Consider the following 14516-nt stretch of genomic DNA (forward strand, 5'->3'; position numbering starts at 1 on the left):
CACCCCAGGGAACTACGCGGACATTCTTACGTGAGGCACCCGCTCCCGTTCCCGGACCTTTTAGCTGAGTCTCGTCGCCGAATATGAGGCACCCGCGAGTCATGTCAGGATGGTCACATGAGTGATACCCCGTTTGTGATCTGGAACAACGAGCCCGCCCAACGTGCCGACACCCCGCTCGTGGTGTTGTTCCACGGCTACGGATCCCACGAAGAGGACCTGATGGCCTTGATTCCGGCCCTCCTACCGGGAGCCACCTACGCTTCGGTGCGGGCTCCCCAGCGAGCGCAGATGGGCTACCAATGGTTCCCGTTGTCAGCGGACGCGAGTTTCTCGACCGAGGCCGTGGTGGACTCGGTTCGTCCCGTGGCGGAGTGGGTCGAGGAACAAGCCAAGAACCACTCACGCGTGTTCCTGCTCGGCTTCTCCCAGGGCATGGCGGTCGCCACGAGCGTGGCCCGGCACATTCCCGAAACCGTGGACGCCGTGGTCGGCCTGTCCGGTTTTGTAGTGCCGATCGCCGACGACAACGCTCACGCGGACTTCTTCCGCGACGACTACCTCGTGGAGCACCCCCTGCAGATGTTCTGGGGCCGCGATCCCGAGGACCCGGTCATTCCGCAGGCCATGGTGGATGCAACGGCGGACTGGTGCGTTGATCATGCCGAGGTGACCAAGGTGCAGTACCGGGGAATCGGCCACGGAGTGTCCCCGCAGGAATTGGGGCACGTCAAGGAGTACCTGCAGCACGTGGTGCGGTGACGCCCACCGGTTCCACGTAACGGCTCCGCAGCGAGTCCGATTGCTACGAAGCGTGACAGGCGGCGTGCCCTGAGGGGCATGCCGCACCTACATTGGGCGCCATGACTGTTCAAACCACGGTGGAATCCAAGACTTCGCCTGCGGCCGGAAACAAGAAACCCCCGGTGGCGTCCGCGCGCGGTGCCGTGGCGCTGACCGTGGGCCTCGTCGTGAGCTTGCTCGCTGGCACCGCCCAGGCATTGCAATCCAGGGTCAACGGTGAGCTGGGACATGCCGTGAGTGATCCCTACGGGGCAGCGCTCGTCAGCTTTTCCTCCGCATTTCTGATCATCCTGGTCGTCACTATCGTGACTCCCGCCGGCCGCCGGGGTGCTTCTCGAATTCCCGCGGCGGTGAAGAGCGGCGAGGTTCCGTGGTGGTATCTCACCGCGGGTGTGCTGGGTGGCTTCATGATCGTCACGCAAGCGATGACCACGGTGGTCTTGGGCCTGTCCGTCTACATCCTGGGGCTCGTGTTCGGTAAGTCGGTCGGTTCGCTGATCGTCGATCGCTTTGGCGTGGGCCCGGGAGGCGTCAAGTACCTGACCAGCTACCGCGTGGTGGGGACCGCCATCATCATCGTGGCCGCCCTGGTGGCCATGGCCCCGCGATTCGCGGCGACCGATCTGGCGGCATCACTGCCGCTGCTCATTCTTTTCGCCACGCTGTCCGTGCTGGCGGGTCTGGGAAACGCGATTATGACCGCCTGGAACGCCGGCATCGGTGCCAAGGCAGGTACGCCCATCACACCCACGCTGACGAATTTCGCCGCGGGCACGCTCGCGCTCATCGTGACCGTGCTCATTGCGCGCGGAATCTCGGATCCCGGACCGTGGGTGTGGCCCGGTCAGTGGTGGCTCTACGCCGGAGGCATCTTGGGCATCATCCACGTGGCCGCGTCCAGTGTGCTGCCCAAGCACTTCGGCGTGCTGGAAACCAGCCTGGGCATGGTGGCGGGCATGCTGATTTCCGCACTCGTGCTGGACCTGATCGTGCCTACACCCAATACCATCGTCACCCCGGTCACGATCATTGGAACGCTGGTGACGCTGCTGGGGCTGGTGGTCGTCACTCTTCCGTGGAAACCTCGCCCGCAGGGCTGACGATCTTCACCGCTGGGAGGTCTGCTCCCAGGACCTCAATGACATCGCCGTGGTGCAACTGAGCACCGCGGCGTTGTTCTTCCTTGCCGTTCACGATCACTACGCCTTCGGCAATGAGCTCCTTGGCGTGGTTGCCGTCGTCGGCCAGATTGGCCAGTTTGAGCGCCTGACCCAAACGGATCATGTCATCGCGGATGGGCAGTTCTTCGGTAATCTCTTCGCTCATGGGCCCATCCTCTCAGCTCGTCCGGTCACTGCGCATCACGGTTCTCGTGGTCGCGGCGTTGAACCTCAGTTATTTTTTCGTGGAAATGGGGGTTGCTCTGAGCATCGGCTCAGTGGCCCTGTTTGCGGACGGCGTGGACTTCCTAGAGGACGTGGCCATCAATCTGCTCATTTTCATTGCGCTGGGCTGGACGGTACGGGCCCAGGCCGTCGCCGGACGGATCATGGCGATCATCATTCTGATCCCCGCGCTCGCGGCCGCCGTGCAATTGGTGCGTAAGGCCTTCGACCCGCAAGCCCCGGATCCGTTCCTGCTGGCAATCACCGCCGGGGGAGCGGCCGTGGTCAATCTCGTGTGTGCCCTGCTGCTGGCGCGCCATCGGAAACACGCCGGATCCATGGGAACCGCTGCGTTCCTGGCGGCCCGCAACGATGTGCTCATCAACATCGCGATCATCATGATGGGCGGGATCACGGCACTGACCATGTCCGGCTGGCCGGACATCATTCTGGGACTGTTCATCGTGATTCTCACCTTCTCCGCGGCCCGTGAGGTCTGGGAAGCCGCGGAGGAGGAGAGCCTGGGAGCCAAGGCGCTCGCGGGTGAAGACATCGACTGACCTCGTCAACGGAACCGCCCGTCGTCGCACGCAGCGTGATCGCAGAGTTGGTGCCGGCGAATCAACCCGTCCGAACCGCGAGGCCGGACCGAGCGGCGTCGGCGTGGAGAACGAACCGAAAAAATTAGTTGCATGTCCAATGGTTTGTCGTTAGATTATCTGTGAGACACACGTCACAGCGCGACGCACCAACCATTCAGGAGAGCACCAATGACTCAGGTTCCTCACTTCATTTCCGGCCGCCGCGTAGAAGGCACGTCCGGACGCTTCCAAGACGTCTACAACCCGGTCAAGGGTGAGGTAGCCGCTCAGGTTCCTCTGGCCTCGGTCGAGGAAGTAGAGAATGCGATCGATTCCTCGCAGCAGGCCTTCGCCAAGTGGTCCACCACCAATGCGCAGCGCCGCGGTCGAGTGTTGCTCAAGTGGGTGGATCTCATCAACGCGAACATGGACGAGCTGGCCACGCTGCTCTCCAACGAGCACGGCAAGACCTTCCCGGATGCCAAGGGCGACATCCAGCGAGGTGTCGAGGTGGTCGAGTTCGCTGCAGGTGCACCCCATCTGCTCAAGGGTGAGTACTCGACCGCGGCGGGTACCGGGATCGACGTGCACTCGCTACGTCAGCCGCTCGGGGTGGTCGCGGGTATCACCCCGTTCAACTTCCCCGCCATGATCCCGCTGTGGAAGGCCGGCATTGCCCTGGCCGCCGGTAACACCTTTGTCCTCAAGCCCTCCGAGCGTGACCCATCCGTGCCCGTTCGCCTGGCCGAGCTGGCTCTTGAGGCCGGTATGCCCGAGGGCACCCTGAACGTGATCCACGGTGACAAGACCGCGGTGGACACTCTCATCGAAGATCCCCGCATCAAGGCCATCGGATTTGTCGGTTCCTCTCCGATCGCCCAGTCGATCTACATGGGAGCGGCCAAGCACAACAAGCGCGCGCAGTGCTTCGGCGGCGCCAAGAACCATATGGTGATCATGCCGGACGCGGATCTCGAGCAGGCTGCCGATGCCCTCATGGGTGCGGCATACGGTTCTGCCGGTGAGCGTTGCATGGCGATCTCCGTGGCCGTTCCCGTGGGTGAGGCCACCGCGGACAAGCTCGTGGAGTTGCTGCGCGAACGCATTGACAAGCTCACGTTGGGCCCGTCGCTGGATGAATCTTCCGACTTCGGTCCCGTGGTCGGCAAGGACGCCAAGGAGCGCATCGAGAACTACATCGGAATTGGTGTGGACGAGGGCGCTGAGCTGCTCGTGGACGGACGCGGTGCGACCGTTGACGGTCACCCCAACGGTTTCTGGGTCGGTGCCACGTTGTTCGACCGCGTGACCCCGGATATGCGCATCTACAAGGAAGAGATCTTCGGCCCGGTGCTGTGCATCGCCCGTGCCGCGGACTACCAGGAAGCCCTCCGACTGCCCAGCGAGCACGAATACGGCAACGGCGTGGCCATCTTCACTCGCGACGGTGACACGGCCCGTGACTTCACCACCCGTGTGGAGGTCGGCATGGTGGGTGTCAATGTCCCGATTCCCGTGCCGATTGCGTACTACACCTTCGGCGGCTGGAAAGCCTCGGGCTTCGGCGATTTGAACCAGCACGGTACGGACGGTCTGAAGTTCTACACCAAGACCAAAACGGTCACCACGCGCTGGCCCTCGGGTGCCAAGGAAGGCGCCAGCTTCGTGATGCCCGAAGGTAGCTGACGTCATACCGAGTCCCTGATTTCCGAACTCGAAGGAGAGTCATGAACACTTCACCGACAGCCACCCCGCCGCGCGTAGCGTTCCTGGGGTTGGGGCACATGGGCGGGCCGATGGCCGTGAACCTGGTTCAAGCGGGCGTCCCCGTGACCGGTTTCGACGTGGTCCCCGCTGCGCTCGATGTCGCTCGTGAAAACGGGATCACCGTGGCGGACAGCCCTCAGGAGGCCGTGCGGGACGCGCAGGTGGTCATCACCATGTTCCCCTCCGGCCAGCACGTGAAGGCCGCCTACACGGGTGCCGACGGCGCCGAGGGCCTTCTCGCCGCGGCCCCGGCCGGTGCCACTTTCCTGGATTGCTCGACCATCAACATCTCCGAGGCTCAGGAGGTGGCCACCCTGGCCAAGGAGGCCGGTTTCAAGGCTGCCGACGCCCCGGTCTCCGGCGGTGTGGTGGGTGCTCAGGCCGGAACTCTCGCGTTCATGGTGGGCGCACCGGACGACGTGTATCAGGAGATCTACCCCCTCCTGGACATCATGGGTGCCCGGATCGTGCACTGCGGTGACAACGGCATGGGACAGGCCGCGAAGATCTGCAACAACATGATCCTGGGGATCTCCATGGTGGCCGTCAGTGAGGCCTTCGTCCTCGCCGAGAAGCTCGGGTTGGAACATCAGGCCATGTACGACGTGGTCTCCAAGGCTTCCGGCCAGTGCTGGGCACTGACCACCAACTGCCCCGTGCCGGGGCCGGTTCCCACGAGCCCGGCCAACAACGACTACCAGCCCGGTTTCGGTGGTGCGCTGATGTCCAAAGACCTCAACCTGGCCGTGACCGCCATTGAGCAGACGGGCGTGGATGCCCAAATGGGTCAGTTGGCTGCGGAGATCTACAAGAAGTTCTCCGACGGTGAGGGTGCCCGACAGGACTTCTCCGGAATCATCAACACCATCCGTGAGGACAGCGGCAACGCGAAGTAGCGTCCCAACAGAACTCGTGCCCCGTCTCCGATCTCCCGGAGGCGGGGCACGAGTCTTGCCTGGCTCCCAGCGTCATGACTGAGTGGCGGAAACGACCGAGAATCCGGACCCTACGCGGCCAGTTGTTTCGGGCCGGATGTACCGGATTCAGTGCTCACGGGGCAGTTGGCGAGTCCTCGAAGTCCCCGGAACGGGCGCGGAAGCGACTCAGAATGCTGATCAACGAGTCCACCTCGTCGGGCTCGAAACCTGTTTGCAGGAATAACTCCTGGTTCAAGGCCGCCGTGGCCTCGGCCGCGATCTTTTTCCCCTTGGCGGTCAGCACGATGGTCATGGCCCGACGGTCCGTCTTGAGGGGCTCGCGCTTGACCAGGCCGGCGTCCTCCAGTCGATCCACCGCATTGGTCACCGACGTCGGGTGAACCTGCAGCAGGGCGCTGGCGCGCTTCATGAGCATCTGCTGTTCCCGCGTGAAGCTGAGCAGGGCAATGAGCTCGTAGCGGGCGAAGGTCAGTTTGAAGGGCTTGAGTACCTGCTCGGCCTCTGCCAGCAGGATCTGCTGGACCCGCATGATGGCCGTGACGGCAGCCATGGGACCCGAGGCATCTTCCCAGCCATTGCGCACCCAGTTGCGCTGGGCTTCCGCAATCGGATCTTTCGTGAGCGTACGACTATTGGACATTGGACCATTCTATTCCGGGGGTTGGGGGAACTCTGACCGGGGGAGGAGCAACGGCCGGTGTCATATCTGCGCCACCGGCCGTTGAAGGAGCTCTAGCGCTTGAGCGTCAGGTCTTCCTCACGGAATTCCGTGCCGTAGCCCTCCGGCGCCTCACCCGATTCGGACCGTTGTTCCTCCGCCTTCCGGAGCTCCACACGCCGAATCTTGCCGGAGATCGTCTTGGGCAGTTCCAAGAACTCGATCCGGCGGATGCGCTTGTACGGAGGCAACTTGCTCAGGCAGAACTGCAGGATTTCCGTGGCAGTCTCCGCGGTGGGCTCGTACCCCGAACTCAAGGTCACGAAGGCCTTGGGGATGGCCAACCGCAGCTCGTCGGGGGTCGGCACAATGGCCGCTTCCATGACCGCCGGGTGCTCGACCAGAACCGATTCCAACTCGAACGGCGAGACCTTGTAGTCACTGGACTTGAACACGTCATCCGCGCGGCCCACGTAGGTGAAGATGCCGTTCTCGTCACGGGAGACCACGTCACCGGTGTGATAGAGACCGTTGCGGAACACATCATCGGTCTTGGCCTTGTCGCCGTAGTAGCCGCGCATCAGACCCACCGGGCGGGGGTCCAGACGCAGACAGAGTTCTCCCTCGTCCGCTTCCTCATCGGTCATCGGATCGATGAGCACCACATCGAAACCGGGAAGCGGTACGCCCATGGAGCCAATCACGATGCGGCGTCCGGGGGTGTTGGCCACCTGCAGGGAGGATTCCGTCTGGCCGAAGCCGTCGCGAATCGTGCAACCCCAGGCCCGGTTGACCTGCTCGATGACCTCGGCGTTGAGTGGCTCACCAGCCGACACGGTCTTCTGGGGTGCAGTCTGCAACAGGCTCAGATCTGCCTTGATGAGCATGCGCCACACGGTGGGCGGTGCGCACAGGCTGGTCACGCCGATCTTGTCCATCACGCTCATGAGCGCGGCGGCGTCGAACTTGCGGAAGTTGTACACGAAGATGGTGGCCTCGGCGATCCAGGGAGCAAAGAAGTTGGACCACGCGTGCTTGGCCCAACCCGGCGAGGCCACGTTGAGGTGGATGTCGCCGGGTTCCAGTCCGATCCAGTACATGGTGGACAGGTGCCCCACGGGGTAGGAGGTGTGCGTGTGCTCCACGAGTTTGGGCTTAGACGTGGTGCCGGAGGTGAAATAGAGCAGTAGGGTCTCATCCGCACCGGTGGGGGAGTCCTGGCTCAGTTCGGGGGAGGCGTCGTAGGCCTCATTGTAGTTGATGACGGTGCGGCCACCGGCTTGCGGCTCCTTGACCTGGTCGGCCGGGGTGTAGACGCCGGGCACATAGATCACGGTGTAGTCGCCGTCCACCGGGGCGAACTTGGGGGCGTCCTGCATACCCACGATGGCCCACTTGGCTTCGGCGCGGGTCACCCGGTCCTCGAGGTCTGCGGGTCCCATTTGTGTGGTGGTGGGAACCATGACGGCCTCGAGCTTGATGCAGGCGAGCATCGACTCCCACAGTTCCACCTGGTTGTTGAGCATGAGAATGACGCGGTCACCGCGCTGCACGCCCTGCTCCCGCAGCCAGTTGGCCACCTTGTTCGAGTCGCGGCCGAGCTCGCCGAAGGTCCGGCGCAACTCTGAGCCGTCCTCTTCGAGAATGATCAGCGCATCCTGGTCCTTGCGCTCGGGGGATGCTGCAACCTGGTCGAACCAGTCGAAACCGAAGTTGAAGTGGTCGAAGCGAGGCCACACAAATTCCTCGCGGGCACGCTCCCAGTCCTGTTGGAGTGACACCAGGTGGTCACGGGCGGTGCGAAATTCGTTCGTCACGGTCATGGCTTTCGAGGCCTCCTAGATATGCGGTCGTGATCCTGACGTGCCGTGCTCACCAGGTGGCGGCAACGGCTCTGAAGAGTCCGTTGGCAAGAAAGTGTGACTCACGACACCACAAATATACTTGGAAGGCCTATAGTTGGAAAGACCACAATCGGAATACCGAGAAATTTGAGGACCACGATCATGACCAGCGCGACCCTCTCCCAGTCCGGTAAGGCACCACAGAGCCTCTTGCCGGACGTCGACCTTCTGCACGTGGAGTCCCTCCTCGATCCGGCCGAACGTGAGCGCTTGGCCATGATCAAGGAGCATTTGCAGACCCACGTGCGCAAGCAGTCCATCGACCCGTGGAATCGTGAGCACCTGCCCACCGAGCTGCTGCCCGCGCTCGCGGAACTGGGACTCGGCAAACTGTTCCTGGATGGTTCTTCACGGTTGTTCCAGGGCATCGTGCACTCGCAGATCGCACGGGCGGACGTCTCACTGTCCGCGCTGATTGGCATCCACAACGAACTGATCGTGGGAACGATTGCGGAACTGGGCTCGGAGGAACAGAAAGCCCAGTGGTTGCCCGGCCTCTCCGAGCTGACGCAGTTGGGCGCCTTTTGCCTGACCGAGCCCACCCACGGTTCCGACATCGCTGGTGGCCTGGCCACCACCGCCACGTTGGACGGTGACGAATGGGTCATCCAAGGTGAAAAGCGCTGGATCGGTGCCGGTACCGTGGCTGCGGTCGCCCTCGTGTGGGCCCGCGACACCGCGGACGGTCTGATCAAGTGCTTTGCCGTGGACACCACCCACCCCGGTTACACGGCCACGAAGATCGCCAACAAAATGGGTCTGCGCATCATGCAGAACGCGGACATCGTGCTCAACGAGATCCGCGTACCCCGCTCCGCGCTCCTGCCCGGCGCCATCAGCTTCGATGCCGCCAACGAACTCCTGAAGGATTCCCGAGCCTGGGTCGGGTGGCAGGCCGTGGGCGCCCAGCAGGCCATTTTGGACATCCTGCGTGACTACTCGCTCGAGCGCCTCCAGTTCGGCAAGCCGCTGGCGCGTTTCCAGGTGATCCAGCAGGCCATGGCGGAGATCGCCGGCAATCTGGCCGCAAGCTCCGCGATGATGGTCCAGATGGCACGACTGCAGGAGACCGGCGAGCTCGAGATGATGCACGCGGCCATCGCCAAGTCCACGGCTACGCGACTGGGCCGTCAATCGGCGTTGTTGGCGCGCGATGCGCTCGGTGGCAACGGCCTGCTCAGCGACTACGAGATCTCCAAGGTGCTGGGCGACCTCGAGGCCATTTACACCTATGAGGGCAGCTATCACATCAACGCACTCATCGTGTCCCGGGCGTTGACCGGCGTCTCGGCATTCGTCTAAACCCCGCAAGAGAAACCGCTACGAAGACTCGTCTGACTCACCTCGAACCGGCGAGTTAGGCGAGTTTTCCGCGTAGTGGCTACCCTGGAACAGAGACGTCATCTCGGGCGTCTCATTCGTGGTGCCGAGCGCACGAAAGCCGCCCCGCGGCGTCGTCGTCAGTAGCGCCCTCAAGAACCACCCAACTGATTCCACGCGCGCGGCCGCAGCCAGCGGTCGGGCGAGAAACGGATGTGAGCACGCATGGCTGCCAAAACCACCCTGGACAATGTCATCTCCCTGGCCAAGCGCCGAGGTTTTGTCTTTCAGGCGGGTGAAATTTACGGCGGTTCGCGCTCCGCGTGGGACTACGGACCCTTGGGCGCGGAACTGAAGGAAAACATCAAGCGTGAGTGGTGGCAGACCTTCGTGCGCGGCCGCGCGGACATGGTGGGCCTGGACTCGTCCATCATCCTGCCCTCGGCCGTGTGGGAAGCTTCCGGCCACGTGGAGACCTTCACCGACCCGCTGGTCGAATCGCTGCACACCCACAAGCGTTACCGCGCCGATCACCTGCTCGAGGCCTACGAGGCCAAGCACGGTCACCCGCCGGTCAACGGCTTGGCGGACGTCAAGGACCCGGAGACCGGTCAGGACGGCAAGTGGACCGAGCCGCAGCAGTTCTCCGGTCTGATGAAGACCTTCCTGGGCCCCGTGGACAACGAAGAGGGCAAGCACTACCTGCGCCCCGAGACCGCCCAGGGCATCTTCGTGAACTTCCTCAACGTGCTCAACGCATCGCGTAAGAAGCCGCCGTTCGGCATCGGGCAGATCGGCAAGGCGTTCCGCAACGAGATCACCCCGGGTAACTTCATCTTCCGTACGCGCGAGTTCGAGCAAATGGAGATCGAGTACTTCATCCACCCGGACGACGCCCAGAAGTACTTCGACGAGTGGGTCGAGGCGTGCTGGGACTGGTTCGTGGATTTGGGCGTGAACCCGGACAACATGCGTCGCTTCGACGTGCCCGCGGATGAGCGCGCGCACTACTCGGACGGCACCATCGACATCGAGTACCGCTTCGGTTTCCAGGGCTCCGAGTGGGGCGAGCTCATGGGCGTGGCCAACCGCACGGACTTCGACCTGTCCAACCACACCGAGCACTCCGGCGACAAGATGCAGTACTTCGATCAGGCGTCCGGCGACCGCTACACGCCGTACGTGATCGAACCGTCCTTCGGCCTGACCCGCTCCATGATGGCCTTCCTGGTCGACGCCTACGTCGAGGACGAGGCCCCCAACACCAAGGGCGGCGTGGACAAGCGCACCGTGCTCAAGCTCGATCCGCGCCTGGCCCCGGTCAAGGCTGCGGTGCTGCCGTTGTCCAAGAAGGACGACCTCAAGCCGGTCGCCCAGAACCTGGACGCCGAGCTGCGCCGCCGCTGGAACATCGACTACGACGACGCCGGCGCCATCGGCCGTCGTTACCGCCGCCAGGACGAGATCGGCACGCCGTTCTGCGTCACCGTGGACTTCGATACCCTCGAAGACCAAGCCGTGACCATCCGTTCCCGCGACGAAATGACGCAGGAGCGCGTTGGCCTGGACCGCGTGAGCCAGTACCTCGCCGAGCGTCTCGAGAAGTAAGGACCGCATGAGCATCGAGTACCGTCCGTGGCGCGAAGACGACGACCTCCGCTTGCTGGAGGTCTGGCCGGACGCGCCGTCGGCCCCCGCCCAAGCCTTCCGTGCCCGTTTGGGTGCCAACGACGACGCCGCTTTCTCCCGCACGCTCGTGGCCACCGATTCCGGTGTGCCCGTGGGCGCGGGGGTGGTGTACGAATCCCCGTGGCACCCGCAGCGATTGTGGGCCTACGTGGAGGTTGCGCCGGATCGGCAGCGCGAAGGAATTGGCCGCGAGCTCGTGGCCCGGTTGCGCGCGGAAGCCGAGCAAGCGCCGTCGGGCGTCAGCGCGCTGCGCACCCGCGTGACTCCGGAGACGGTTGGGCAGCAGTTTGCCCAGGCCGAGGGGCTGCGTCCGGCCATGCGGTCACGCGTCGTCCGCGTCAACGCTGGCGCGCTGCCGATGCCCACGCTGGGGCAGAACGCGGACGGTACTCCCGCTCAGACCGTTGAGGATCTCGCGACCGGATCGGTGGAACTCACGCGCGCCGTGTGGGAGTTCTACCGTTCGGTGCACGAGTGGGATCCCGTGGGTGACATCGGAATTGGCGCCGTCAATCAGCAGTTGCTGTCGGACAAGGCCGGTGCCTTCGGTGCCGTGGTACTGCGCGACGGGACCGGGGCTTCCGGTGGCAAGGCTCCCATTTCGGCCTTCGCCGTGAGCTACCGTCCGTTCGATCCGCACAACCCGGATCAGGAACCAGCCGAGTTCGAGGCGGCTGACGTGCTGCTGGGCTACGTGCCATGTGCAGAACACAGCGAAGCGGGAACCGGCGAGGCGGTGGAGAAGCTGCTGGCCCTGCTCGTCAACGACTACCCGGTCGAGCTCGAAGTGGACGACTCCATGACCCCACTGGTGGCTGTCGTGGACAACCTGCTCGAGGCTGGGGTGGCGCACGTGGTCACGGAGACGGTGACGCTGGTCGACTAGGCTCAGGACGCCCTCTCAGTCCCCTGCAAGGTGTGTGACTCGCGTGAAGACCCTGGTTCTCTTCGAAGGTGATTTCCGGCAAGGCCCATACGGCATAGACCTCTTGCCGGATCTGGGATTTGAACTGAGCGGTGTTCAACCGCTTCAGGGAAGGCTGCCGCGCAAGCTTCGCGATGTCATCGAACATCGCACCAGCACAAAGATTGATGTTCCGGTCCGATCCATACCCAAAGCCCAGCGGGCGGATCTGATTCTCGGACTGCTGGAACCCAATTCAAAGTTCGCGGCTCAGCTCAAGAGACGTGGAATCCCGCCTTACGCAGGAACACCCATGGTCATGATTTCGTGCTGGCTGGCCGAATGGATCTCTAAGGCGAATCCAGAGGACCGCCGTGCGCTGGTCCGGCAGTTCGAGGCAGTTGACCTGATCCTCACACTGAGCCGCAATCAGATCGAGATCCTGATCGACGCCGGGTTCAGACCGGAACAGGTGGATGCCATCCCGTTCGGCTGCGCGCCGGAACTGTTCGACGGTGAAGATGTTGAACGGGATATCGACGTTCTCGCCGCAGGGTTTGATCACGGACGCGATTACGGAACGTTCTTCGATGGAGTGGGGGACCTGGACGTCACTGTCCATGTCCTGTGTCAGCCCGCGAATCTCGCCGGATTGACTGTGCCGGACAACGTGGTCGTGCACGGAGTCGTGCCGTTCGACCAATACCGCGCGATGCTGAGGCGTGCCAAGATCGTCGCCGTCCCGACTGAAGAACTGGCGTATCCCACGGGCCAATCGGTTGCCTTAGAAGCAGCGGCTTCCGGGGCGGCTGTGGCCTACACCGCAACGACCGCACTCAGCGAATATTTTGACGCGTCATACGCCGCTCCCGTTTCCGTGGGGGACAGCAAAGGGTGGCAGCGCGTCATCGGCCACCTCGTGGAGTCATCATCGGAACGCGAGGCGTTGGCGAGCGCGGGTCGGGCGAAGATCACCGAGGATTTCAGCTACGCAAACATGTGGCGGGCGTTCAAAACCAAACTTTCCGAGCACGGCATCACTCCATAGTTCCCATCCGGAGGCATCGTTACTGCGAAACCCGACCAGCGGTTGGGTTCCGAGTGACCGTCAGTGGTATGACGTTCTATGGAGAAAGGACGGCCATGTCATTGAAAACGGTGCCCGCGGAGAGTAAACCGCCCATGAACAGGCGGCTCAAGTTTATTGCCACGGTGGCCACGTTCGGTGGTCTGCTGTTCGGCTACGACACCGGAGTGATCAACGGTGCCCTGCCATCCATGGTGGACGACCTTCAGCTCACGCCGTTCCTGGAGGGTCTGGTTGCTTCGATTCTGCCGTTCGGTGCGGCATGGGGTGCGGCCTTCGGCGGCAAGCTGGCCGACCATTTCGGTCGCCGTAGAGTCCTGCTGATCCTGGCCGTCATCTTTGTGATTGCAACGATCGGCTGTGGAACAGCGCCGACCGTCACGACCCTCGTGGCATTTCGCTGCATCCTCGGCCTGGCCGTCGGTGCGGCCTCCGTGATCGTCCCGGTGTTCTTGGCGGAACTGGCGCCCGCACATTTGCGGGGTCGCGTGGTTGCCCAGAACGAACTCATGATCGTGGGTGGGCAGGCACTCGCGTTCGTCTTCAACGCCGGACTCGCTACCGCGTTCGGCCACATCCCGCACGTGTGGCGCTACATGTTGGTCCTCGCCACCATCCCCGCGCTGATCCTCTGGGTCGGCATGATTGTGGTCCCCGAGTCACCGCGCTGGCTGGCGCGCAACGGTTCCGTCGACCGAATGTTCGAGGTGCTCCGCCGCATCAGAGAAGACGCCTACGACTCGAGGGAGGGCGAGACCGTCCTCCAACTGGCCGAAGAGGACAAGAACCGCCCCACCGCGCGGGTCATGGACCTGGTGCGCATTCCCTGGATCCGCAGGATCTTCATCCTGGGCGCGTCCATGGCCATCATCAACCAGATCTCCGGCATCAACGCCATCCAGTACTACGGGGTGACCGTTCTCCAGGACGTCGGTTTCGGCGGTAACGGCGCTTTCTACGCGAACATCATCCCGGGCGTGGTGGGGGTGCTGGCCGTGGGACTGGCCATGTACCTGCTCAAGTACGTGGGGCGCCGCAAACTGTTGCTGACCGGCTTGGCGGGCACGGCGACATCGTTGACGGCCTTTGCGCTGTCCTACTTGCTGATCCCGGAAACCAACGAGGCGCGAGCGTGGGTGATCCTCGCGTGCATCGTGGTGTTCGTGGGGTTCATGCAGTGCTGCATCGGCACGGTGACCTGGCTGTACATGTCCGAAATTTTCCCGCTGAACGTGCGTGGCGTGGGTATGGGTGTGTGCGCTTGGATCTTGTGGATGATGACGTTCGTGGTGGGCCTGACGTTCCCGATCCTCACCGATTCGCTGGGCGTGGGGTACACGATCCTGATCTTCGTGGTGCTGCAGGTCATCGCGCTGGTGTGGGTGTACCGGGTGGCTCCGGAGACCAAGGACAAGTCGCTGGAGGAGCTGGAGCACTACTTCCGCGCCGGGTAGTGGACAATGGTTTGTCAGCCCAGTC

The 14516-nt window shown here is 63.3% G+C and carries 13 protein-coding genes; 10 read left to right on the plus strand and 3 right to left on the minus strand.

The features are described from left to right. The first annotated feature begins 117 nt into the window (after positions 1-117). Entirely contained in the window at positions 118-762 is a 645-nt protein-coding gene (locus EWV37_RS10490) for an alpha/beta hydrolase (RefSeq protein ID WP_129701491.1), read from the plus strand. A gap of 101 nt (positions 763-863) precedes the next feature. Next, positions 864-1904: a DMT family transporter gene (locus tag EWV37_RS10495; RefSeq protein ID WP_095796759.1), complete on the plus strand. Its 1041-nt coding sequence runs from the start codon at positions 864-866 to the stop codon at positions 1902-1904. Here the strand turns inward: EWV37_RS10495 and EWV37_RS10500 are convergent. Beyond that, a complete protein-coding gene (locus EWV37_RS10500; RefSeq protein WP_095796758.1) occupies positions 1870-2130 on the minus strand; it encodes an RNA-binding S4 domain-containing protein in 261 nt (86 codons plus the stop codon). The two genes, EWV37_RS10495 and EWV37_RS10500, sit on opposite strands and share 35 nt — an antisense overlap. Here EWV37_RS10500 and EWV37_RS10505 point away from each other — a divergent pair. The 3 genes from EWV37_RS10505 (at position 2129) to mmsB (ending at position 5433) form a co-directional block, all read left to right on the plus strand. Beyond that, a complete protein-coding gene (locus EWV37_RS10505; RefSeq protein WP_095796757.1) occupies positions 2129-2749 on the plus strand; it encodes a cation efflux transmembrane domain-containing protein in 621 nt (206 codons plus the stop codon). The two genes, EWV37_RS10500 and EWV37_RS10505, sit on opposite strands and share 2 nt — an antisense overlap. A gap of 210 nt (positions 2750-2959) precedes the next feature. Further along, on the plus strand, positions 2960-4456 hold the full coding sequence (locus EWV37_RS10510; protein WP_129701494.1) for a CoA-acylating methylmalonate-semialdehyde dehydrogenase: 1497 nt from the start codon (positions 2960-2962) through the stop codon (positions 4454-4456). 41 nt (positions 4457-4497) lie between these two features. Then, the gene (mmsB, locus tag EWV37_RS10515) at positions 4498-5433 is read left to right on the plus strand and encodes a 3-hydroxyisobutyrate dehydrogenase (protein WP_095796755.1); all 936 of its coding nucleotides are present in this window, start codon (positions 4498-4500) and stop codon (positions 5431-5433) included. A gap of 154 nt (positions 5434-5587) precedes the next feature. On the opposite strand, the gene EWV37_RS10520 is transcribed toward mmsB, so the two are convergent. Both EWV37_RS10520 and EWV37_RS10525 read right to left on the minus strand, forming a co-directional pair. Beyond that, on the minus strand, positions 5588-6115 hold the full coding sequence (locus EWV37_RS10520; RefSeq protein WP_095796754.1) for a MarR family winged helix-turn-helix transcriptional regulator: 528 nt from the start codon (positions 6113-6115) through the stop codon (positions 5588-5590). A gap of 92 nt (positions 6116-6207) precedes the next feature. Then, positions 6208-7956: an AMP-binding protein gene (locus EWV37_RS10525; protein WP_095796753.1), complete on the minus strand. Its 1749-nt coding sequence runs from the start codon at positions 7954-7956 to the stop codon at positions 6208-6210. A gap of 183 nt (positions 7957-8139) precedes the next feature. On the opposite strand from EWV37_RS10525, the gene EWV37_RS10530 reads away from it, so the two are divergent. The 5 genes from EWV37_RS10530 (at position 8140) to EWV37_RS10550 (ending at position 14491) form a co-directional block, all read left to right on the plus strand. Then, positions 8140-9339, plus strand: coding sequence for an acyl-CoA dehydrogenase family protein (locus EWV37_RS10530; protein ID WP_095796752.1), 1200 nt, complete (start codon positions 8140-8142; stop codon positions 9337-9339). 243 nt (positions 9340-9582) lie between these two features. After that, a complete protein-coding gene (locus EWV37_RS10535; protein WP_095796751.1) occupies positions 9583-10965 on the plus strand; it encodes a glycine--tRNA ligase in 1383 nt (460 codons plus the stop codon). A gap of 7 nt (positions 10966-10972) precedes the next feature. After that, positions 10973-11932: a GNAT family N-acetyltransferase gene (locus EWV37_RS10540; protein WP_129701496.1), complete on the plus strand. Its 960-nt coding sequence runs from the start codon at positions 10973-10975 to the stop codon at positions 11930-11932. Positions 11933-11975: 43 nt separating this feature from the next. Next, a complete protein-coding gene (locus EWV37_RS10545; protein ID WP_129701498.1) occupies positions 11976-12998 on the plus strand; it encodes a glycosyltransferase family protein in 1023 nt (340 codons plus the stop codon). Between the two features lie 95 nt (positions 12999-13093). After that, positions 13094-14491, plus strand: coding sequence for a sugar porter family MFS transporter (locus EWV37_RS10550; protein WP_238663211.1), 1398 nt, complete (start codon positions 13094-13096; stop codon positions 14489-14491). The last annotated feature ends 25 nt before the right edge of the window (positions 14492-14516 follow it).

It is taken from the genome of Kocuria carniphila, assembly GCF_004136555.1.
Classification (GTDB): Bacteria; Actinomycetota; Actinomycetes; order Actinomycetales; family Micrococcaceae; genus Kocuria; species Kocuria carniphila.

What these genes read in the sequence shown, in the direction of transcription:
- EWV37_RS10520 (WP_095796754.1), bottom strand. Translation starts at nt 6,115, where the DNA reads ATGTCCAATAGTCGTACGCTCACGAAAGATCCGATTGCGGAAGCCCAG.
- EWV37_RS10510 (WP_129701494.1), top strand. Translation starts at nt 2,960, where the DNA reads ATGACTCAGGTTCCTCACTTCATTTCCGGCCGCCGCGTAGAAGGCACG.
- mmsB (WP_095796755.1), top strand. Translation starts at nt 4,498, where the DNA reads ATGAACACTTCACCGACAGCCACCCCGCCGCGCGTAGCGTTCCTGGGG.
- EWV37_RS10495 (WP_095796759.1), top strand. Translation starts at nt 864, where the DNA reads ATGACTGTTCAAACCACGGTGGAATCCAAGACTTCGCCTGCGGCCGGA.
- EWV37_RS10530 (WP_095796752.1), top strand. Translation starts at nt 8,140, where the DNA reads ATGACCAGCGCGACCCTCTCCCAGTCCGGTAAGGCACCACAGAGCCTC.
- EWV37_RS10505 (WP_095796757.1), top strand. Translation starts at nt 2,129, where the DNA reads ATGGGCCCATCCTCTCAGCTCGTCCGGTCACTGCGCATCACGGTTCTC.
- EWV37_RS10535 (WP_095796751.1), top strand. Translation starts at nt 9,583, where the DNA reads ATGGCTGCCAAAACCACCCTGGACAATGTCATCTCCCTGGCCAAGCGC.
- EWV37_RS10540 (WP_129701496.1), top strand. Translation starts at nt 10,973, where the DNA reads ATGAGCATCGAGTACCGTCCGTGGCGCGAAGACGACGACCTCCGCTTG.
- EWV37_RS10525 (WP_095796753.1), bottom strand. Translation starts at nt 7,956, where the DNA reads ATGACCGTGACGAACGAATTTCGCACCGCCCGTGACCACCTGGTGTCA.
- EWV37_RS10500 (WP_095796758.1), bottom strand. Translation starts at nt 2,130, where the DNA reads ATGAGCGAAGAGATTACCGAAGAACTGCCCATCCGCGATGACATGATC.
- EWV37_RS10490 (WP_129701491.1), top strand. Translation starts at nt 118, where the DNA reads ATGAGTGATACCCCGTTTGTGATCTGGAACAACGAGCCCGCCCAACGT.
- EWV37_RS10550 (WP_238663211.1), top strand. Translation starts at nt 13,094, where the DNA reads ATGTCATTGAAAACGGTGCCCGCGGAGAGTAAACCGCCCATGAACAGG.